Origin of the sequence: Roseateles sp., from assembly GCF_052436255.1 — a bacterium.
Taxonomy (GTDB): Bacteria; Pseudomonadota; Gammaproteobacteria; order Burkholderiales; family Burkholderiaceae_C; genus Pelomonas.
Map to the genome: position 1 here is coordinate 1 of NZ_JBQVNP010000090.1, position 21,442 is coordinate 21,442.

Consider the following 21,442-nt stretch of genomic DNA (forward strand, 5'->3'; position numbering starts at 1 on the left):
CGGCGCGCACCAGCAGCTGGCGGGCCTGCACGTCGCCGGCGTGGGCAGCAGCCGTGGCCAGGCGGGCGACCTGGGCCAGCTCGCTGCGGGCGGCGCTGCCGTTGATCTCGGCGCAGAGGTCGAGGTCGTGCTTGAGTTCGAAGTGTTCGCGCACCAGGCCCAGCAGGGGGCCGGGCTCCGCGCGGCAGTCGGCCATGCGCGAGAACAGGGCCAGTACCTCGCGCGCCAGCCAGTGGGCCGAGCCCTCGTCGCCGAACACTTCGCCCCAGCCGCCGCAGCGCGCGCCGCGGCCCATCCATTCGCCATACGCAATGGAGCCGGTGCCGGCGACGAGGCTGATGCCGTCGGCGCCGGCCAGCGAGCCGGCCCAGCTGCAGACCATGTCATTGCCGACGGTGCTGCGTGGCACCACGTCCTGCAGTAGCGAATCGAAGGCGGTGAGCAGCGCGCTGTCCTCGCCATGCGCGGGCAGGCCCGCGAAGGCGTGGCCCACGTCGCTGGCGCGCACGCCAGCCTGGCGCAGGGCCAGCTGAACGCCGTCGTGCAACAGGGCGCGCAGCGCGTCGAAGCCGATCTGGAGGTAGTAGCTCGTGGTCGCCTCATGCCGCGCGAGCAGGCGGCCATCGCCGTCGACGAGCACGAAGGCGGTCTTGGTGCCGCCGCCGTCGATGCCGAGGAAGAGGGAACTCATGGCTGGGGATGCTGCTCGATCACGGGGTGGATGGTGACACCGCTGACGACGCGCGTGACCGTGCCCGAGGCGCTGGGGTTGTCGGGCGTGATGCCGAGCCGCAGCGAGGCGAGCAGCGCCAGGCATTGCGCGAACACCAGCGCCACGGGCGCCAGGGCGAGGTCGGGCGCGCCGGCGGGCAGGGCCAGGCGCACATCGTCTGCGTGCGGGGCTTGCGTGCCGTTGAGCGGCATGGTGCCGATGGCCAGTACGCGGGCCCGGCCTTCACGGCGCAGCTCGTGCAGCAGGTCGAGGTCGTACTGGCGCGTGTAGGGGTCGTTGGACAGGATGATGACGACCAGCGTGCTGTCGTTGAGGATGGTCTTGGGCCCGTGGCGAAAGCCCAGCGTGGAGTCGGCCATGGCGACGAGCTTGCCGTCGGTCAGCTCCAGCAGCTTGAGCGCCGCCTCGCGCGCCAGACCGAGCAGCGTGTTGCTGCCCAGGTAGACGATGCGCTCGAAAGCCTGGTCGGTCAGCGCGTAGAGCCGGTCGGCTTCGGAGGCAGCCAGCACGGTGGCGGCTTCGGCCAGCGCGGTCACCGGCGCCAGCGGCAGGCCCAGGGCCCAGGCAGCGGCCAGCAGCATGCCGCTGAAACTCGACGTCATGGCGAAGGCGCGGTCATTGGTCTCGTCGGGCAGCAGCAGCACGCGCGCATTGGCCTGGCCGGCCATGCGGCGGTTCAGCGTGCCATCCGCCGCGCAGGTGATGACGAGGTGGTGGCAGGTCTTGACAAAGCGGTCGGCCAGCTCCACGGCGGCCAGGCTCTCGGGGCTGTTGCCAGAGCGCGCGAAGGACACCAGCAGCGTCGGCACCTCGGGCTGCAGGCATTGCTCGGGGCTGGAGACGATGTCGGTCGTGGCTACCGCCTCAATGCGGATCCCTGCGCGGGCGCCCAGCTGGCGCAGCAGCGCGGGCGCGATGCACTGGCCGATGAAGGCCGAGCTGCCGGCGCCGGTCAGCACGATGCGCAGCTGGGGCAGGGCGAGCAGCGGGCCCAGGAAGGCGTCGAGGGCGGGGCGCTCGGCCTGCAATTGGGCGTAGACGGTCTGCCAGACGGCGGGCTGATGGGCGATCTCGCGGGCCGTGTGCGCGGCGCCGCGGTGGTCGAGGTCGGTGGGGTCGAGATGGAGCAGGGTCATGTCAGTTGTCTGGTTCGCATTTGTTTGCGGGCCGAGCGCTGGGCCGCTCCCGAGCCGGCCCGCGTGGGGCGATCTGCGTGCCGGTCGAGCCGGCATGCATCGCCATCCCCTCGGGGGATCGACTGGGCCAGCCCGCGTTCAGCGCGGAGGGACCGGGCGAGGGGCGTCATCTCAAGCCGCGCAGGCGTGCAGGTAGGGGCGCAGCGCTTGGACGGTGCCGTCGCGCAGCAGGGAATCGGTGTGCGTCGTGATGCGCCCTTCGCGCACGGCCTCGTACTGGCGGGGCAGGAATTGGCTCAGCAGCGTCAGCGGCGGCGGCGTGGCGTCCAGGCGGGCCAGCATGGTCCGGCAGGCTTCGCGCACGGCGGGGTGGGCCCAGTAGTAGCGGATGCGGTCGCTCAGGGAATAGGACAGGTCGACCTGCAGGCGCTCGGGGTCCTGGTAGTAGCCGCGCCAATGCTCGGGCTCGGCGCGCATGACGCCCAGCACGGTGTCGACCAGGCCCTCGCCCTGTCCGACCCATTCGCGCTCGACGGCGGCCAGGGCCCACAGCGTCTCGCGCAGCGCGAAGGTCACGCCGGGGCCGACCTTGAGGATGGCGAAATGGTCGCGGGCCAGTTGGGCCAGGTGCTCGGGCGTCTGGTAGTCGGTCGAGTGGGCCTCGAAGACCAGGCCGGGCTGGCTTTCGATAAAGGCGCTCAAAGATCGGGCCTTCTCGGGGCGGTAGTCGATGACCTTGTGGTGGTCGAACTCCACGCCGGGCTGCACGACCATGGCGACGACGCGCTCCCAGGCCAGCTCCAGCCCCGCGCGGGTGAAGGCGTCGCGGTGCAATGCGAGCGTGGAGGCGGCGGCCTCGGGCGAGGTGACTTCGAGTTCGCCGAGGTCCTCGTGCGCGCCACCGGGCACGGGCACTTCGGTGCCGATGACATAGACGGGCGGGTCGCCGCGGTCGGGGGCGTCGCGCCAGGCAGCTTCGGCCGCGCGGCACAGGCGCACGGCACGGGCGGCGATCTCGGGTTCGGGCAGGGGCACGGGGTCGCCGGCGCAGCTCATTGAGCAATCGAGGTGGATCTTGCGAAAGCCCGCGCCCACGTACTGCGCGACCATGATCTCGGACTTGGCCATGGCCACATCGGCCGGCAGCTTGCGCCAGGCATTCGGGCCGAGGTGGTCGCCGCCCAGCAGCAGCAGCTCGGGCGCCAGGCCTTCGGCGTCGGCCAGGCCCTGCACATAGCGGCGGAAGTCCAGCGGCGTCATGCCGGTGTAGCCACCGTCCTGGTTGACCTGGTTGGACGTGGCTTCAATCAGCGCGGGGCGGCCTTGCGCCGCACACTCGCGCAGCGTGGCGGCGATGACGACGGGGTGGGCGGAACAGACCGACGGGATGCCGACGGCGAGGCTGCCCTTTGTGAGGCTGGCACTTGCCGCTTGCCTGTGGCGGCGCACGAGGTCGAGCATGAGCTTCATGCGGCGTCTCCTTGAACGTTGGTTTGGGAAGGGGTTGTCTCGGGCTGCATGGCCAGCAGCAGCGCGGCCAGCAGCGCCAGTGCGATGCCCAGCAACTTGGCGCCGGTGGGCGTGGCGCCGCTCAGGGCCATGGCCAGCACCGCCGTCAGCAGCGGCGCGCCGGCGTTGACCAGGGGCGACACCACCATGGCCTTGCCATAGCGGAAGGCGTAGACCAGCGTCAGCGCGCCCACTGCGTTCAGCACCTGGATGACGGCCGCCAGGCCCGGGCCCTGCCAGCCCCAGGGGATGGGCTGGGAGAAGTCCGTCATCGCCAGCGCCACGGGCACGCAAGCCAGCGCGCCGACGGTCATGTAGAAGAAGATGCTCTCGGCACTGCTGCCCACATTGGCCAGCTTGATGAAGTAGGCCTGCAGGCCCCAGGCCAGCAGCACCACCAGCGCCAGCACGAACCACAGGCCCAGGCCCTCGGCGCCCTGGCCCAGCTGCAGGTCAAACAGCGGCAGCGCGCACAGCGCCAGCGCGATGCCGGCCACGCCCAGCTTGCCGGTGCGCTCGCCCAGCAGCCCGAAGGACAGCGCGATGGTGATGGCCGGCGACAGCGACACGATCGGGAAGATCAGATAGGCCGGGCCCGACTGCACCGCGCGGAACAGCAGCATCTGGCCGCCCGCGCCCAGCAGGCCCACGGCCAGGCCCAGCACCACGGAGCGGCGGTCGCGCTGGATGCGCCAGCCGCTGCGGGCCAGCACGAAGACGGCCGGCGGGATCATCGTCAGCGCCCAGACGACGTAGATCAGCGTGTCGGGGAAGCCATGCGTGGCGGGCAGGCCGGTGAAGGCGCCCCACAGGCCCCAGAGCAGGGTCGTGGTCAGTGCATAGGTGAGCCAGTTGCTCTGCATGGGAAGTTCTTTCGTGTTGCCGGGAGGCGGCGTTGCGACTTTCGTGCGAAAGCATAAACGAACGAAAACGAAAACACAACGGCGAAAGCGCCTTCGTATGCCAAATTGCGCGGGTGGCGTGTGAATCCCTGTATAGCTCGCGCCGCGCTCTCTATGTCAGCGGCATGGAAGCCTTTCGTGGCATGATTCAACGAAAACAATCGGCATCAGTGAAAACTCTATACGAAATCAAACGAAAGAATTCGTAGACTTGCGCCAAGCCGGCCCAGGGCATCTTCCGGGGCTGGCAACCGCACCGGGGGAGAGCTGCCCCGGCACCAACAAGCCGATTGCTTCTGACTGCCCTGACGGCAGCCAAGACACATAAAAGGAACCGTTCGATGAGTCCTCGACTGCAACCCCGTTTCGAGCTGCACCCGCTCGCGCTGGCCGGCCTGATGGCGCTGGTCGCCGTCGGTGCAAGCACCCCCGCCTTCGCGCAGGAGGCCGCCGCCAAGACCGACAAGGACACCACCGAACTGGACCGCGTGGAAGTCACCGGCACCCGCGCCAGCCTGCAGCGCTCGCTGGCCCTCAAGCGCAACGCCGCCGGCGTGCAGGACAGCATCAGCGCGACCGAGCTGGGCCGCTTCCCCGACAACAACGTGGCCGACTCGCTGAGCCACATCACCGGCGTGTCCGTCTCCCGCACGGCCGGCGGCGAGGGCCAGAAGGTCAGCATCCGCGGCCTGGGGCCCGAGTACACGCTGACGACCTTTAACGGCCGCCTGCTGGGCACCGACAGCGCCGGGCGCTACTTCGCCTATGACGTGCTGCCGGCCGATGTCATCAGCGGCGCCGACGTCATCAAGTCGACCCAGGCGCAGCTGACGGAAGGCGCCATCGGCGGCCTGGTGAACCTGCGCTCCGCCAGCCCCTTCGACCAGAAGGGCCAGCGCGGCCTGCTGCGCGTGGAGGCCGACCGCAACCAGATGAGCAGCCTGGACGGCCAGAAGCTGTCGGGCACCTACAGCAACACCTTCGGCGACAAGGTGGGCGTGCTGCTGGGCGTGGTGTATGCGAAGCGCGACGTGCGCACCGACACGGCCGGCAACGACGGGGGCTGGTCGCGCAATCCCATCCCCAGCGACCCGAGCCAGTTCTGGGAGTGGGGCAACACCTGGGGCGGTGCCATCGACCCCAATGGCAACGGCCAGCTCGACGCCAGCGAGGAGGGCCTGATCGGCCCCGGGCAGTTCCGCTTCGGCTCCATCATGGAGAACAAGAAGCGCCTGGCGCTGTCGGGCAAGGTGGAGTGGCGGCCGAGCAGCGACCTGAAGGTCGTGGTGGACGGCTTCAAGACCCGGCTGGACTCGCCGCAGGTCGGCTACCAGCTGTCCTTCTACCCGCTGTATGCGCCGGGCCGCTGGTCCAACATGAAGATCACCAACAACGTGGTGACCGACCTGACGCTGGACAGCACCGATCCCGAGATGCGGCTCAATCCCGAGCTGTTGAACAAGACCGAATACCGCGTCGTCGACACCGCGCTCTACGGCGTCAACGCCGAATGGAAGCTGTCGCCGGCGCTGAAGCTGACGGGCGACCTCTACGAGTCCACCTCGCGGCGCCACTCCGGCGGCAACGACAGCTATGTCGTGCTGCGCATGAACCAGCCCAACGTGACGCGCATCCAGCTGGGCGGCGGCGCCGTGCCCGACGTGAAGACCACCTTCGCCGACGGCCGCGACCTGCAGACCGGGCTGGCGCAGGGCCTGTTCAAGGCCAGCGACTTCAACACCCACTACTACAGCCGCGCCGGCGACAACATCGACGACAAGATCAATGGCGCGAAGGTCGATGCCGAGTGGTTGGTGGACCGCTTCTACATCGACCGCCTGAAGTTCGGTATCAACCAGACGAACCGCAAGAAGTCGCGCGACCTTGTCAACAACGCGCTCAACTCCGGCGCCGACCACTACTCGGGCCAGAACGCGATCAACGTCGGCGCGCTGGGCGGCAACGTCATCAACCAGTCGCTCAGCCCCAAGGGCTTCCTGGACGACGTCAGCGGCAACTTCCCGCGCAGCTTCCTGGGCTTCGATGTCGCCAACTATGCCGAGGCCCTGAAGGCCTGGGACGGCAAGCCCCGCCCGGGCGGCGGTGTCTACAGCTCCAGCATCTCGGCGCCGCAGTGGAACCCGCTGCAAAGCTACCGCGTGACCGAGAAGACGACGACCGCCTTCGTGCAGGCCGACCTGGCGGGCGACAACTGGAACGCGGACGTCGGCGTGCGCTTCGTGCGGACCAAGACCACGGCCCAGGCCTGGGACGCGAAGATCCTGGACATCATCACCAACGGCCCCTGGAACTACCAGGCCGTCTACGCGCCGCCGTCCTCCGTTCAGCAGGAGGCCACCTACAGCTTCGCGCTGCCGGCCGTCAACTTCACCTACCTGATCACCCACGACCTGCAGTTGCGCCTGGGCGCCGCCAAGACCATGGCACGCCCGGCGGTGGACAAGCTGGCGCCGACCAACACGACCGAAGGCATCTCCTGGGGCGACTTCACGCAGGTATTTGGCGGCAATGCCGAGCTCAAGCCCTACAGCGCCCGCCAGGCCGACGTCTCGCTGGAGTGGTACTACGCCAAGGACTCGGCGCTGACCTTCGCCGTCTACCAGAAGAACATCAAGAACCAGATCACCAACCTCTGGCTGGCGGGTCAGGACATCGGTGCGCCGGGCGGCCGGCTGTTCAATGTGCAGCGTCCCATCAACGGCGACAAGGCCACCGCGCGCGGCTTCGAGATCGGCCTGCAGCACTTGTTCGACAACGGCTTCGGCGTGCGCGCCCAGTACACCCGCAACAAGTCGCGCGCCTGGGTGGGCGGCCTGGAGCGGCCCCTCGAAGGCATCGCGCCCGCCACCGCGTCGTTCGGCGTCCTCTACGAGCGCGGCCCCTGGAGCATGAGCGCCACCGCCGACCGCACCGATGCCTTCGTCACCGCCACCAACGTGATCGGTGCCAACTTCAACGAGACCGCCAATGCCATGACCTGGATGACCGCCCAGGTGGCCTACCAGGTGAACGACATGCTGCGCATCAGCCTGGAAGGCAACAACCTGACCGATGCGGTCCAGGCGCCCAAGCTGGGCAACGGCAGCGTCAGCCTGCCCAATGGCTACTACCGTTGGGGACGTGCGTTCACCCTTGGCGCTTCTATCAAGTTCTGATGCGACACCTTGTCTCCTCCTTTGCCGCCCTGCTTGCCGGGGCGGTTTTCTCCAACGCCGCGGCGGCCGATGCGAGCTACACGATGGCCGACTACGGCCGCGTCGTGAAGATCGACGCCCACCTGCACCTGCACAACGTCGCCCCCGCCTTCATGGCGGCGGCCAGGCGCCAGAACTTCAAGGCGCTGACGATCAATGTCGACTACCCCGACTTCCCGCCGCTGGACGACCAGCAGCAGGCGGCCATCGAGCTGAAGCAGCAGTTCCCGCAGGACATCGCCTGGGCGGCCAGCTTCCCCGTCGACGGCTCCGACCAGCCGGCCTGGCTGCCCGCCACGCGTCACCGTGTCGACACCGCCCTGAAGGCCGGCGCCGTCGGCGTGAAGGTGTGGAAGAACATCGGCATGGGGCTGCGCGGCAAGGACGGCCAGCTCGTCATGATTGACGACGCGCGTTTCAAGCCCTTGTTTGACGACTTCGCCAGGCGCGGCGTCCCGCTGCTGGGCCACCAGGGCGAGCCGCACAACTGCTGGCTGCCGCTGGAGCAGATGACCGTCAACAACGACCGTGCCTACTTCAAGGCGCATCCGCAATACCACATGCACCTGCATCCCGAGATGCCCAGCTGGGAGGCGCACATGGCCGCCCGTGACCGCCTGTTGGCGGCGCACCCGGGGATGCGCTTCATCGGCATGCACCTGGCCTCGCTGGAGCGCGACGTGGGCGAGCTGGCCGCTTTCCTCGACAAGTTCCCGGCCGCCGTCGTCGACGTGGCCGCGCGCATCGGCCAGCTGCAGCACCAGAGCCACAAGGACCGCGAGCGCGTGCGCCGCTTCTTCATCAAGTACCAGGACCGCATCCTCTACGGCAGCGACATCGCCCAGGCGCCCGGTCAGGACGGTGCGGCGCTGGCCAAGGAAGCCGAGGGCGTGTGGCGCATGCACTGGCGCTACTTCAACACCGCCGACAGCTTCAAGGTGGCCGACCTCGACAAGCCGGTGACCGGCCTGGCTTTGCCGCGCGACGTGGTGGACAAGCTCTACCGCAAGAATGCCGAGCGCGCCTTCCCCGGCGCCTGGGAAGCCAAGCCATGACCGCGCGCCGTGCATTCCTTCAATGGCTGGGCGCCGCGCCGCTGGCCACGCAATTGCCGCTGGCTCAAGCTGCCGCGGGCAAGGGCCATGTGCGTGTGCAGGACGCTGCGGTGTCGCTGCAGTTCGACGACCAGATGCGCTGCCGCGTCGTCAGTCTGTTGGGCAAGCAGCCGGTCACGCTGACCGGCTTCGACGCCAGCGAGCACCTCGTCGTGAACGGCAAGCCGCTCGCACGCTTCACGCTGCAGAAGGCCGAGCCGGCCAAGGCCACCACGGCCTTCGGCGCCGGCCAGACGCTGCGCCTCGTCGGCCGCTCGTCAGAAGGCATCGAGAAGCACCTCACTGTCACGCTCCTGGATGAACACCCCGGCGTCGCGCTGCTGAGCGTGAGCTATGCCAACACCGGCGACAAGCCCGTTGCCGTCGACGCCTGGGTCAACGCCGCCCACCGCTTGGCGCCCGCACCACGCCATGCTGGCGGGTACTGGACGTATTCGGGCGCCAGCCACCAGGACCGCCGCGACTGGGTTCAGCCCGTCAAGCGCGGCTTCGAGCAGCGCAACTTCATGGGCATGAATGCGTCGGACTACGGCGGCGGCACGCCCGTCGTCGACGTCTGGCGACGCGATGTCGGCCTGGCCGTCGGGCACCTGGCGCTTCAACCGCAGCTCATTGCGCTGCCCGTGAAGGCCAGCGGCGACCAGGTCGACATTTCGCTGCGCAGCGATACGCCGCAGACGCTGGCGCCCGGCGCCACGCTCAGCACGCCGCCCAGCTTCATCGCCGTGCACCGTGGCGACTTCTATGTGCCGCTGGACCGCTACCGCCGGCTGATGGCCGCTCAAGGGTTGGCCGCGCCCGAGCCACCGCAGAGCGCCTACGAGCCGCAGTGGTGCGCCTGGGGCTATGAGCGCGACTTCTCGCTGGACTATGTGCGCGCCACGCTGCCCAAGGTCCAGGAGCTGGGCTTCAAGTGGGCCGTGCTGGACGACGGCTGGCAGCGCAAGACTGGCGACTGGACGACACCCGACCGCACCAAGTTCCCGCGCGGCGCGCAGGACATGAAGGCGCTCGTCGCCGACATCCACGCCCGCGGCATGAAGGCACGTCTGTGGATCGCGCCACTGGCCGTCGCGCCCGGCAGCGACGAGCTGCACCAGCACACCGACCTGCTGCTGCTGGACCGTGACGGCGCGGTGCAGGACGTGACCTGGTGGAACAGCTTCTACCTCTGCCCCGCCTACGAGAAGACGCAGGCCCGCCTCGCCGCCACCATCAAGATGATCATTGGCGACTGGGGCTTCGACGGCCTCAAGGTCGACGGCCAGCATCTCAACGGCGTGGCGCCTTGCTTCAACCCGGCGCACAAGCATGCGCGGCCGGAGGAATCGGTCGAGGCCGTCGCGGCCTTCTACAAGCTCATGCACGACACGGCCCACGCGGCCAACCCGGAGGCTGTCGTCGAGGTCTGCCCCTGCGGCACCAGCTACGCCTTCCACAACATGCCTTTCATGGACCAGGCGCCGTCATCCGACCCGCTGTCGAGCTGGCAGATCCGCCACAAGGGCAAGACGCTGAAGGCGCTGATGGGCCCGTGGTCGGCCTACGCGGGCGACCATGTCGAGCTGAGCACCGGCGGGCAGGATTTCGCCTCCAGCGTCGGCATCGGCGCCGTCGTGGCCACCAAGTTCACCTGGCCCGTCGACCCCAAGCCCAAGGACAGCTTCCTGCTGACGCCCGAGCGCGAGGCGCATTGGCGCCAATGGGTGGACCTCTACAACAAGCAGCGCCTGGCTGAAGGCCGCTATCGCGGCGAGCTGTACGACCTGGGGTTCGACAAGCCCGAGACCCACGTCGTCGAGCAGGGCGGGGCGCTGCATTACGCGTTCTATGCCGAGCGCTGGGACGGCCTAGTGACGCTGCGTGGCTTGAACAGCGGCCGCTGGAAGCTGCGCGATTCGCTGACCGGCAAGGAGCTTGGCGTGGTGAGCGCCGACAAGCCCGCGTTGCCTGTCCGCTTCGCGCACAGTCTGCTGATCGAGGCTCGGCCTGATGCACCCGACACGCTGCCCGTCGCCTTCGCCGGCAAGGTGTCCGAGGTCGGCGCCGACGGCTTTCCGCTCGCCTCGCAATGGGCCGATGCGCCCACCACCTTCTTCCGTCACGACTGGCAGGGCAAGCCGCTCGCGGGCCCACAGTCCACCCGCGTGCAGCTGCTGCGGGCGCCAAGTCAGCTCTACCTGCGCTTCATCTGCAAGTACGAGGCGCTGAGCACCTTCGAGCGCGCCGGCTCGGCCACCGACATCTGGCCACTGTGGGAGCGCGACGTCGTCGAAGTCTTCCTGCAGGCGCCGGACCGCGCCGGGCTGAAGAGCTACCGCGAGGTCGAGGTGTCGCCCAACGGCCTGCTGCTGGAGATCGCCGTCGAGGCCTCCGGCAAGAAGCGAGTCAATGGCGAGAGCCGCGCGAAGGCGCATATCGATGCCAGGCAGAAGGTCTGGGCCGCCGAGCTGGCCGTGCCGATGCGAGGCGCCGACGACGGCTGGCGCCTGAACCTGTTCCGCGTCGAAGGCCAGGGCGCCGGCCGCGTGTACTCCGCATGGAGCCCGACGCGGACCGCCTCGCCCGACTTCCATGTTCCGGCCGCCTTCGGCCGACTGCTGCCCACCGCATGAAACGCCTTCTCCCGCTCGCCCTGCTCGTCGCGCTGTCCGCGCAAGCGCAATCGCCACTGGAACCCACCGGCCGCTGGCAGCACCAGCCCGTCGGCAGCGCGCCCACGCCGCCGATGGGCTGGTCGAGCTGGAACGCCTTCCGCGTCGACATCACCGAGCAGAAGGTGCTGGCCTCGGCCCAGGTCATCGTCGACTCCGGCCTGGCGAGCGCGGGCTACCGCAGCATCAATGTCGACGACGGCTGGTGGCTCAAGCGCCGCACGTCCGACGGCCGCCTGCTGGTGCGCACGGGGCTGTTTCCCAGCGCTGACCTCGGCGCCGGCAAGGACTCCTCGTTGCGCCCCTTCACCGACCGCATCCACGCGATGGGCCTGAAGGCGGGCCTGTACACCGACATCGGCCGCAACGCCTGCTCCCAGGCCTACGACGCCGACAGCCCCAACCTGCCCGAAGGCACGCACGCCGAACGCGAGGTGGGACTGATGGGCTTTGTCGAGCAGGACGTGAAGCTGTTCTTCGGCGAGTGGAACTTCGACTACCTGAAGGTCGACGGCTGCGGCCTGTCGTCGTACGGACGCGACCGCCCGCATGTCGCCTCGGGCCAGTACCGCGAGTACATCCCCACCATCGTCGAAGGCAGCATCAACCAGTCCGACATCGAGGGCACCAAGAAGTTGTACGCGGGCTTGAAGCAGGCGCTGAACAAGGTGCGACCGGCCAACGACTACATGCTGTCGGTCTGCCTGTGGGGCACGGTGAATGTGCGCAGCTGGGGCCAGGACTACGGCACCCTGTGGCGCAGCAGCCGCGACATCTGGAAGGGCTTCGCGCAGATGGTGCACAACTTCGACACCGTCGCCACGCGCGAGTTCTATGCCGGCCCCGGCCGCTGGAACGACCCCGACATGCTGGAGATCGGCAACGGCGACTTCGGCGACAACCACCTGCTGGAAGCCCGCACCCACCTGGGCCTGTGGGCCATCGTGAGCGCGCCGCTGATGATCGGCACGGACCTGTCGAAAGCCTCGCCGGCCATCCTCGGCATCCTGAAGGCGCCCGAGGTCGTCGCCGTCAACCAGGACCCGGCCGGCCACCAGGGCGTTCTCGCCTATGCCGACAGCGACCGGCAGATCCTCGTCAAGACGCTGGCCGATGGTCGCAAGGCGGTGCTGCTGTTCAACCGCACCGGGTCGCCCGCCAAGTTCACGCTGACGGCCGAGCACCTGAAGATGGATGCAGCCTCGCCCATCGCCTTGCGCGACGCCTGGGCGCGTGCAGAAGCGGGCTCCTTCACCGGCAAGCGCGAGTTCGAGCTGAAGCCGCGCGAGGCGCTGCTGTTCACCGCCGCCGGCAAGCATGTGCTGCCGCGCGGCTACTTCGTCTCCGAGCGGCCCGGCAACGTCTATGTCGCGCGCGACGGCATCCGCGCGCTGGAGCAGGACCCGGTCGTCTACCGCGCGTTGGCATCGTGGTCCACCACCGACAACGGCGGCACACGCCCGGCCTACGCCGGCTGGGGCGGGCCGCGCGCCGACTCGACGCCTTATGACCAGGCGCTCAGCATCCAGCGCGAAGCCTTCCGCCACGGCATCGGCGTGCTGGCCGACTCGCGCCTGCAGGTGCAGGTGGCGCCCGGCTCGCAGCGTTTCGCAGCCAAGGTCGGCGTGGATGACTCCACCCGCGGCAAGGCCGCCGCGGTGAGCTTCGAGGTCTGGGGCGATGGCCGCCGGCTCGCAAGCACCGCACCGATGAAGTTCAACCAGGCGGCGCGTGAACTCAGCGCCGATCTGCGCGGCGTGAAGCTGATCGAGCTGATCGCGCGCCAGCATGGGGCCGACACCACGGGCCCCATCGTCGTGACCTGGGGTGGTGCTCGCATCGAGTAGCCGCCCCACCACCCCGCTCCCGCTGTCCTTGGCACCGGTCGCGCCGGTGCCCCGGCTGCGTTCGCGCCGACGCAGCCGGCCCCTCCGGTCGAGCGCGCCCCACCCCTCGGGCCTGACGCCCGACCCACCCAGGAGAACCCGATGCCTTCCATGAGCCCCTGCCCCCTGCCGCGTTCCCGCAGCGTGATGAAGCTCGCCGGTCTCGGCGCCGTGCTGCTTGCCGCCGTGCCGGCCACAGCCGCGCCGCTGGTATCCAACCCGCTCGGCGCCTGCCTGGAAGCCAAGGTCGATACCTGGGATATCCGGCTGGCGAGCTGCAACGGCAGCGCCGCCCAGGACTTCGCGCTGACGCCCGTCAGCACCGGCAGCAGCATCTTCACGATCAAGAACGCGCAGGCCAATCTGTGCGTCTCCGCCACCGGCACGGGCTCCGGGGCCTTTGTCGAACTCAACACCTGCCAACCCACCCAGACGCGCCAGCGCTTCCAGACCGTGGCGCTCGCCGCCGGGTCGACCTACCAGCTCAAGCTCGCCGCCAACAACGTCTGCCTGACCGCGCCGGCGCAGGTGGGCCAGGTGGCCTTCTCGGTGGCGACCTGCAGCACCAGCAACGCGAACCAGGCCTGGCGGAACAACGCGCCTTCGCCAGCACCGACACCCGCACCGACGCCCGCTCCCACACCGGCGCCAACGCCGGCACCCACACCGGCCCCGACCCCCGCGCCAACGCCGGCCCCCACGCCCGCACCCGCGCCGGTCGAAACCAGCTTCACCGCCACCACCGCCGAGATCGCCAACCCCGAGCGCGGCATGTATACCTGGGCGGCCAACGACCTGCTGTCGTGGACGCAGGCCAATGCCGACTCGCAGTTCCAGGCCGGCTACCGCGTCGTCTACGCCCCCGTGCGCCTGGACGCCTATGCCAACACCACGCTGCCCGCGAGCGTGCTGACCCAGCTCACCGATCGCTTCGCGATGGCACGCCGCGCCGGCCTCAAGCTGGTGCCGCGCTTCCTCTACAACTATCCCGAGAACGAAACCGAGTACCGCAACGTCAAGGACGCGACGCTGACGCGCGTGCTCGGCCACATCGGCCAGCTCAAGCCCGTGCTGACCGCCAATGCCGACGTCATCGCCTATTTGCAGGCCGGCTTCATCGGCGCCTGGGGCGAATGGCACACCTCGTCCAACAACCTCACCGAACCGGGCCCCCGCACGCAGATCCGCGACGCGCTGCTCGACGCGCTGCCGGCGGACCGCTTCCTGCAGCTGCGCTACCCGGCCTATCTGATGCAGTGGGCACCGACGGTGCCGGGCTGGCGCGACGGCTCGGCAGCCTCGCGCATCGGCACGCACAACGACTGCTTCCTGGCCTCGGCCACCGACGTCGGTACCTACAGCGAGAACGCCACCGAGCGCACCAACGAGCGCAACTACATCGCCGCGCTGTCGCGCGTGGCGCCCTTCGGTGGCGAGACCTGCAACCCGGCCGACGAGCAGAGCCCCACACCGCGCACCAACTGCAGCGACATCCTGGCCGAGGGCCGGCAGTTCAACCTGACCTACTTGAACAACGACTACTACCGCGAGATCTTCCACACCCGCTGGGAGCAGCAGGGCTGCATGGCCGAGGTCAAGCGCAGCATCGGCTACCGCTTCGAGTTCTCGACGCTGCGCCACAACGATGCGGTCACGGCCGGGCAGTCGGGCACGCTGCTGCTGACGGTGAAGAACAGCGGCTGGGCGCGCGCCTTCAATCCGCGTGCCGTGCAGCTGCTGCTCAGGCACAGGACCAGCGGCGCCGTCGTGCGCATCGCGCTGCCGACCGTCGATCCGCGCGGCTGGCTGCCCAACATGACGAGCACCGTGTCGGCCGGCTTCTGCGTGCCCACGGGCACGCCGACCGGCGCCTATGACGTGCTGCTCGCCATGCCCGACGGCGCCGCCTCGCTGAGCGCCGACGTGCGCTACAGCGTGCGCCCGGCCAATGCCGACAACGCCGCCAGGGCCCAGGCCTGGGACGCGACGCTCGGCGCCTTCCGCACGGGGACCACGCTCACCGTGCGTTGAAGGCGCGTCGGCGCTGCGCTTGGCGCGCAACGGCTCAGGCGCCGCTCCAGCACGGCCGAGGCCCGGCGGGCGTAATCTCCGCCTATCAAACCCTGGCACTGCCCTGCAGTCTTCAACAGGCCCACTCATGCGGCCGGGCGGCAGCGGCTTTCGGTGACCAGGCAGGAGACAAGCATGCTGGCGCAGACCACCCCCGCCGTTCCGCGGGCCGAACGCATGGACGAAGTCGCCAAGCTGGTGCGCAGCCGCGCCAGCGAGGATCAGCGCGAGGCGCTGGTGGATTTCGTGCAGCGCTACTTTGGCCAGGTCGACCCGCAGGAGCTGGCCGAGCGCCAGGTGGCCGACCTGTACGGCGCGGCGGTGTCGCACTGGGGTTTCGCGCGCAAACGCGAAGTGGGCCGCGCGCGGGTGCGGGTGTTCAACCCGACGATCGCCGAGCACGGCTGGCAGTCGACCCACACGGTCATCGAGATCGTCAACGACGACATGCCCTTCCTCGTCGACTCGGTGGCGATGGAGGTCAACCGCCACGGCCTGACGCTGCACCTGATCATCCATCCGCTGATGGCGGTGGAGCGCGCTGCAGATGGCATGCTGCGGGGCCTGGCCACCGACGGGGTGCGCGAATCCCTCATCCATGTCGAGGTGGACCGCATCCCCGAGCCGGCGCGCCTGGACGCGCTGGCGGCCGACGTCGGCCGCGTGCTCGAAGACGTGCGCGCGGCGGTGGCCGGCTGGCGGTCCATGCGCCAGCGCATGCTCGACATCGTCGAGGAGCTGCAGCAGCAGGCGCCGCCGCTGCCGGCCGAGGAACTGGCCGAGGGCCTGGACTTCCTGCGCTGGCTGGCCGACAACCACTTCACCTTCCTCGGCTACCGCCGCCACGGGCTGGCGAGCGTGGACGGGCAGGATGTGCTGACCGTCGTGCCGGAGTCCAGCCTGGGCATCCTGCGCGACGTGACCTCGCTGGATGCCGTGGCCGCGTTTGCCGCGCTGCCGGCCGACGTGCGCGCGCAGGTGCGCCGGCCCGAGCTGCTGGTGGTGACGAAGTCCACCGCCCGCTCCACCGTGCACAGGCCGGGCTACCTGGACTACGTGGCCGTCAAGCGCTTCGACGCCGACGGCCAGGTCTGCGGGGAGGACCGCTTCCTGGGCCTGTTCACGTCCACCGCCTACAGCGCGAATCCGGCCGACATCCCACTGCTGCGGCGCAAGGTGACCGACGTGGTGGCGCGCGCCGGCCTGCCGCCCGGCGGGCACGCCGGCAAGGCCCTGATCAACATCCTGGAGACCTACCCGCGCGACGAGCTGTTCCAGACCAGCAACGACGACCTGCTGCAGACGGCGGTCGGCATCCTGCACCTGGGCGAGCGCCAGCGTTTCCGCCTGTTCGTGCGGCGCGACCCCTTCCAGCGCTTCGTGTCCTGCCTGATCTACGTGCCGCGCGAGCACTACACGACCGAGCTGCGCCAGAAGTGGCAGGCCATCCTGCTGCAGGCGTTCAACGGCAGCGGGGCGGAGTTCAACGTGCACCTGTCGGAATCGGTGCTGGCGCGCATCCAGCTGACGGTGCGCACCCGGCCGGGCCACATTCCGCCCTTCGACGTCCGCGAGCTGGAGGCACGCCTGGCGGCCGCCGCGCGGCGCTGGGACGACGACCTGAAGGCAGCGCTGATCGAGGCGACGGGCGAGGCCCGCGGCGTGCAGCTGCTGCGTCAGTTTGGCGCTGCCTTCCCGGCCGCCTACCGGGAGCGGTTCGAGGCCCGCGCGGCGGTGCCCGACGTGGAGATGATGACCCGCCTCAGCGAGGCCGAGCCGCTGGGCATGAACCTGTACCGCCCGCTGGAGGCCGCGCCCGGCCACCTGCGCTTCAAGCTGCTGCGCCTGGGCGAACCGCTGACCTTGTCGGACAGCCTGCCGATGCTGGAGCACATGGGCATGAAGGTGCTGGAGGAACTGCCCCACCGCATCGCGCTGCAGGATTCGGCGCCGATCTGGATCCACGACTTCGGCCTGAAGCTGGCGCGCGTTGGCGCCGAGGTGGAAGTGGACACGCTGCACGAGGTTTTCGAGGACGCCTTCGCCGCGGTGTTGCGCGGCGATGTGGAGGACGACGACTTCAACCGCCTCGTCGTCGCGGCCCGCCTGACGGCGGCGCAGATCGTCGTGCTGCGCGCCTATGCCAAGTACATGCGGCAGATCGGCTTCGCGCTCTCGCAGTCCTTCATCGAGGCCACGCTCGTGGCGCACGCCGGCATCGCGGCGCAGCTGGCGCGCCTGTTCGAGCTGCGCTTTGACCCGGCCGGCGGTGCGGATGCTGAAGGCCTGGCCGCCGAGCAGGTCAACGCCATCACGGCCGCGCTGGAGGGGGTCGACAACCTGTCCGAGGACCGCGTGCTGCGCCAGTACCTGGCGCTGATGCTGGCCACGACGCGCACCAACTACTGGAGCCGCGACGCCGCGGGTCGGCGGCGCAGCTTCCTGTCGTTCAAGTTCGACTCGTCCCGGGTGCCGGGTCTGCCCGCGCCCAAGCCGATGTTCGAGATCTTCGTCTACTCGCCGCGCTTTGAAGGCGTGCACCTGCGTGGCGGCCGCGTGGCGCGCGGGGGCCTGCGCTGGTCGGACCGGCCCGAGGACTTCCGCACCGAGGTGCTGGGCCTGGTGAAGGCGCAGATGGTGAAGAACACCGTCATCGTGCCGGTGGGGTCCAAGGGCGGCTTCGTGCTGAAGAAGGCGCCGCCCGCCAGCGACCGCGAGGCCTTCATGAAGGAAGGCGTGGCCTGCTATCAGGACTATCTGCGCGGCCTGCTCGACATCACCGACAACCGCGTCGGCGACACGATCGCGCCGCCGCCGCGGGTCAGGCGCCACGACGCCGACGACCCCTACCTCGTCGTCGCCGCCGACAAGGGCACGGCCACCTTCTCGGACTACGCCAACGGCATCAGCAAGGAGTACGGCTTCTGGCTCGGCGACGCCTTCGCGTCCGGCGGTTCGGTGGGCTATGACCACAAGGCCATGGGCATCACGGCGCGCGGCGCCTGGGAGTCGGTCAAGCGCCACTTCCGCGAGATGGGCGTGGACACGCAGACCACCGACTTCACGGTGGCCGGTGTGGGCGACATGTCGGGCGACGTGTTCGGCAACGGCATGCTGCTGTCGCGCCACATCCGGCTGCTGGCAGCCTTCGACCATCGGCACATCTTCCTGGACCCGAGCCCCGACGCCGCGGCCTCCTTCGTCGAGCGCGAGCGCATGTTCAAGCTGCCGCGCTCGTCCTGGGCCGACTACGACGCCGCGCTGATCTCGGCCGGCGGCGGCGTCTATCCGCGCAGCGCCAAGTCCATCGCCCTCACGCCCGAGGTCCGGCGGGTGCTGGGCGTGACGGCCGATGCGATGACACCGACGGAGTTGGTCAACGCCATCCTGAAGGCGCCGGTCGACCTCATTTATAACGGCGGCATCGGCACCTATGTGAAGGCCGCGAGCGAGAGCCACGCCCAGGTCGGCGACCGCGCCAACGACGCGTTGCGCGTGAATGGCGGCGAGCTGCGCTGCAAAGTGTTCGCCGAAGGCGGCAACCTGGGCTGCACGCAGCGCGGCCGCATCGAGTACGCGCTCGCCGGCGGGCGCATCAACACGGACGCCATCGACAACTCAGCGGGTGTCGACACCTCCGACCACGAGGTCAACATCAAGATCCTGCTCGGCCTGGCCGTCGGCGAGGGCGAGTTGACCGACAAGCAGCGCAATGCGCTGCTGCCGCAGATGACCGACGACGTGGCCGCGCTGGTGCTGCGCGACAACATCTTCCAGACCCAGGTGCTCTCGGTCACGGGCCACATGGCGCCGCAGCTGATGGACGCGCAGGCGCGCTTCATGCAGTACCTGGAGAAGGCCGACCGCCTGGACCGCGCCATCGAGTACCTGCCGTCCAACGAGGAGATCGCCGACCGGCGCGGCAAGGGTCTCGGCCTGACCGCGCCTGAGCGCGCGGTGCTGCTGGCCTACAGCAAGATCTGGCTCTACGACGAGCTGCTCGGCTCCACCCTGCCCGACGATCCCTGGGTGTCCACGGCGCTGGTGCGTTACTTTCCCGCGCTGCTGCAGGACCGGTTCAGCGGCTACATGCAGCGCCACCCGCTCAAGCGCGAGATCATCGCCACGCATGTGACCAACAGCATGGTCAACCGGGTCGGCAGCACGTTCGTGCACCGCCTGCTGGAGACCACCGGCGCCCGCGCCTTCGAGATCGTGCGCGCCTACCTGCTGAGCCGGGAGATCTTCGGCATGGTGAGCCTGTGGCAGGCCATCGAGGCGCTGGACAACCAGGTGGCCGACGAGCTGCAGTCGCGCATGCTGATCGACACCAGCCGCCAGCTCGAACGCGGCACCAAGTGGTTCCTGCGCTCGCACCGCCTGGTGGATGACATGGGCGCCACCATCGAGCACTTCGCTGCCAACGTCGGCAAGCTCGCCGCGCGCCTGCCGCAGCTGCTGGACGCCGACGAGCGCGCCCGGGTGGACGCCGCGGCGGCCAGCTATGTGGCCGGTGGCGTGCCGCGCGAACTGGCCGAGCGGGTGGTCACCTTCGGCACGCTGTACGCGACGCTGGACATCGCCGAGATCGCCGGCAGCGCGCGCTGGCCGGTGGAGCTGGTGGCGGCCATCTACTTCGACCTGGCCAACCGGCTGGGCATGCCCTGGCTGCGCGACAAGATCACCGCCCTGCCGGGCGACCAGCATTGGCAGATGCTCGCCAAGGGCGCCATGCTCGACGACCTGTGGGGCCTGCAGCGCGCCATCACCGGCGCCGTGCTTGCCGGCGGTGGTGACGATGAATCACCGACCGCCCTGGTCGAGGCCTGGCAGGCCAGCAATGGCCGCACCATCGAGCGCGCCGAGCAGCTGCTGGGCGAGCTGCGCGCCGTGCCGGCACCCGACGCGTCGATGTTGTCGGTGGCGTTGAGGGAGTTGCGGGGGTTGACCTAGGAACAGGAGGCGACAGCGCGGGCGCCGGCGGCGGCCCTGTCATCGGTGGGCTGCCGCTTGACGGCGGCCAACCCTGTGGCCCGCGAACAGGCTCAGGACGTCATGCGGCGCGTGGCCGGCATCGACGCGGGGCGGATGCGCTCGCGCTGCGAGGCCTGCTGCCACGATCTGATATCGCTTGCCGAGGGCCGCCATGACGCGTGCGAGGGTGAGCGTCAAGGTGAGCGATGTCAGCGACGGAGCCCACGTTGCTGCCCGGTTGCACGCCCGTCGCGGCGGCGCACGCGCGCGCCATCGCGAGGCGGCGCTTGCGGGTCGGGCCGGCGCCCCCTCAGCGCGCAGCCAACGGCGGGAGCCAGGCAGGCGGCCGACCGCACAAACCACTCAGCCCAGCACGGGTGAATCCGCACTGGCGCAGCCGGGCATTTGAAACTTACATTGCCCTATCTCTCGCCGCAGCCGCCACCATCGCGCCGGCGGTTCAGTCCAACAGGTTTATCCGCCGCCGCCATGCCAAGCCTTCTTCCAACCTCGCCTGGGCGGCGGATAAACGCTATTCGTTAAGCCTCACCATTGAGCATGGCTGCCATCTTCGCTTTCAAATGCAGTTGCTGCGGGGAGATCCACGAAGGATCCCCGAGCATCGGGTATCGAATGCCCGATCAGTACGCCTCGCTCTCCGACGAGCAGCGCGTTTCAATGGGCAAGATCGACAGTGACTTCTGCACCGTCACTCATGACGAGGGGACTGACTACTTCATTCGCGCGGTGCTCGAAGTTCCCATACATGGGGTCGAGGAACCATTCCTCTGGGGGCTTTGGGTGTCCCTCAGCGAGAAGAGCTTTCGCCGCTATGCTGAAACCTATGACGATCCCGTTGAAGGAGATGGGTTTTTCGGCTGGGTTTGCAATGCAATCCCCGCATATCCGTTCGGCGAATCGAGGCCAGCAGATGTTGTTGTCCAACTTGGCAGGCAGCGCCCAACAATTGTTCTTCATCGAGGCGAGCCTGAGGATGACCCACTCGTGATCGATCAAGTTCATGGAATCAGCATCTCCCGCGCACAGCAACTTGCGGAGCGAGCGTTCCATGAGGTTTAACCCCTTTGCTGCAGCGGACGGCTTCGCCGCCCCGGCGCGCGTCAAGATAGTTGTCGCCTGATTCAAGCAGCTTTGAGCTGAGTATGTGGAGCGGTGGCCGCGCTGCTGACCACCTCGTCGCGCTCTGGGTTGAGGGTGACCACCTCGATGGGCGACCAGTCTCTGGTG

At 69.1% G+C, this 21,442-nt stretch carries 11 protein-coding genes; 7 read left to right on the plus strand and 4 right to left on the minus strand.

What is annotated here, in order from left to right:
• From ACT6S0_RS18225 to ACT6S0_RS18240, 4 genes are all read right to left on the minus strand, one after another.
• On the minus strand, window positions 1-691 hold a 691-nt coding region (locus ACT6S0_RS18225), incomplete at its 3' end, for an N-acetylglucosamine kinase (protein WP_444765208.1).
• Entirely contained in the window at window positions 688-1,869 is a 1,182-nt protein-coding gene (locus ACT6S0_RS18230; protein WP_444765209.1) for an SIS domain-containing protein, read from the minus strand. The genes ACT6S0_RS18230 and ACT6S0_RS18225, both read right to left, overlap by 4 nt.
• Window positions 1,870-2,040: 171 nt before the next feature.
• Window positions 2,041-3,339, minus strand: coding sequence for a D-tagatose-bisphosphate aldolase, class II, non-catalytic subunit (locus ACT6S0_RS18235; RefSeq protein WP_444765210.1), 1,299 nt, complete (start codon window positions 3,337-3,339; stop codon window positions 2,041-2,043).
• Window positions 3,336-4,241, minus strand: coding sequence for an EamA family transporter (locus ACT6S0_RS18240; protein WP_444765211.1), 906 nt, complete (start codon window positions 4,239-4,241; stop codon window positions 3,336-3,338). The genes ACT6S0_RS18235 and ACT6S0_RS18240 overlap by 4 nt, the downstream gene beginning before the upstream one ends.
• A 380-nt stretch (window positions 4,242-4,621) precedes the next feature.
• On the opposite strand from ACT6S0_RS18240, the gene ACT6S0_RS18245 reads away from it, so the two are divergent.
• The 7 genes from ACT6S0_RS18245 (at window position 4,622) to ACT6S0_RS18275 (ending at window position 21,274) form a co-directional block, all read left to right on the plus strand.
• Complete coding sequence (locus ACT6S0_RS18245; RefSeq protein ID WP_444765212.1) at window positions 4,622-7,456, plus strand: TonB-dependent receptor; 2,835 nt, start codon at window positions 4,622-4,624, stop codon at window positions 7,454-7,456.
• Window positions 7,456-8,550 (plus strand): hypothetical protein, encoded by a 1,095-nt coding sequence (locus tag ACT6S0_RS18250; protein WP_444765213.1) that lies wholly within the window; start codon window positions 7,456-7,458, stop codon window positions 8,548-8,550. Before ACT6S0_RS18245 ends, ACT6S0_RS18250 begins: the two co-directional genes overlap by 1 nt.
• Window positions 8,547-11,225, plus strand: coding sequence for an alpha-galactosidase (locus ACT6S0_RS18255; protein ID WP_444765214.1), 2,679 nt, complete (start codon window positions 8,547-8,549; stop codon window positions 11,223-11,225). Before ACT6S0_RS18250 ends, ACT6S0_RS18255 begins: the two co-directional genes overlap by 4 nt.
• Window positions 11,222-13,111 (plus strand): NPCBM/NEW2 domain-containing protein, encoded by a 1,890-nt coding sequence (locus ACT6S0_RS18260; RefSeq protein WP_444765215.1) that lies wholly within the window; start codon window positions 11,222-11,224, stop codon window positions 13,109-13,111. Before ACT6S0_RS18255 ends, ACT6S0_RS18260 begins: the two co-directional genes overlap by 4 nt.
• A 141-nt stretch (window positions 13,112-13,252) precedes the next feature.
• The gene (locus tag ACT6S0_RS18265; RefSeq protein ID WP_444765216.1) at window positions 13,253-15,181 is read left to right on the plus strand and encodes a DUF4832 domain-containing protein; all 1,929 of its coding nucleotides are present in this window, start codon (window positions 13,253-13,255) and stop codon (window positions 15,179-15,181) included.
• A gap of 174 nt (window positions 15,182-15,355) precedes the next feature.
• Complete coding sequence (locus ACT6S0_RS18270) at window positions 15,356-20,173, plus strand: NAD-glutamate dehydrogenase (protein ID WP_444765217.1); 4,818 nt, start codon at window positions 15,356-15,358, stop codon at window positions 20,171-20,173.
• A gap of 579 nt (window positions 20,174-20,752) precedes the next feature.
• On the plus strand, window positions 20,753-21,274 hold the full coding sequence (locus tag ACT6S0_RS18275) for a DUF2199 domain-containing protein (protein ID WP_444765218.1): 522 nt from the start codon (window positions 20,753-20,755) through the stop codon (window positions 21,272-21,274).
• The last annotated feature ends 168 nt before the right edge of the window (window positions 21,275-21,442 follow it).

Coding starts and splice junctions, on each gene's coding strand:
- ACT6S0_RS18275 (WP_444765218.1), top strand. CDS start 20,753: ATGGCTGCCATCTTCGCTTTCAAATGCAGTTGCTGCGGGGAGATCCAC.
- ACT6S0_RS18235 (WP_444765210.1), bottom strand. CDS start 3,339: ATGAAGCTCATGCTCGACCTCGTGCGCCGCCACAGGCAAGCGGCAAGT.
- ACT6S0_RS18245 (WP_444765212.1), top strand. CDS start 4,622: ATGAGTCCTCGACTGCAACCCCGTTTCGAGCTGCACCCGCTCGCGCTG.
- ACT6S0_RS18255 (WP_444765214.1), top strand. CDS start 8,547: ATGACCGCGCGCCGTGCATTCCTTCAATGGCTGGGCGCCGCGCCGCTG.
- ACT6S0_RS18240 (WP_444765211.1), bottom strand. CDS start 4,241: ATGCAGAGCAACTGGCTCACCTATGCACTGACCACGACCCTGCTCTGG.
- ACT6S0_RS18230 (WP_444765209.1), bottom strand. CDS start 1,869: ATGACCCTGCTCCATCTCGACCCCACCGACCTCGACCACCGCGGCGCC.
- ACT6S0_RS18260 (WP_444765215.1), top strand. CDS start 11,222: ATGAAACGCCTTCTCCCGCTCGCCCTGCTCGTCGCGCTGTCCGCGCAA.
- ACT6S0_RS18270 (WP_444765217.1), top strand. CDS start 15,356: ATGCTGGCGCAGACCACCCCCGCCGTTCCGCGGGCCGAACGCATGGAC.
- ACT6S0_RS18250 (WP_444765213.1), top strand. CDS start 7,456: ATGCGACACCTTGTCTCCTCCTTTGCCGCCCTGCTTGCCGGGGCGGTT.
- ACT6S0_RS18265 (WP_444765216.1), top strand. CDS start 13,253: ATGCCTTCCATGAGCCCCTGCCCCCTGCCGCGTTCCCGCAGCGTGATG.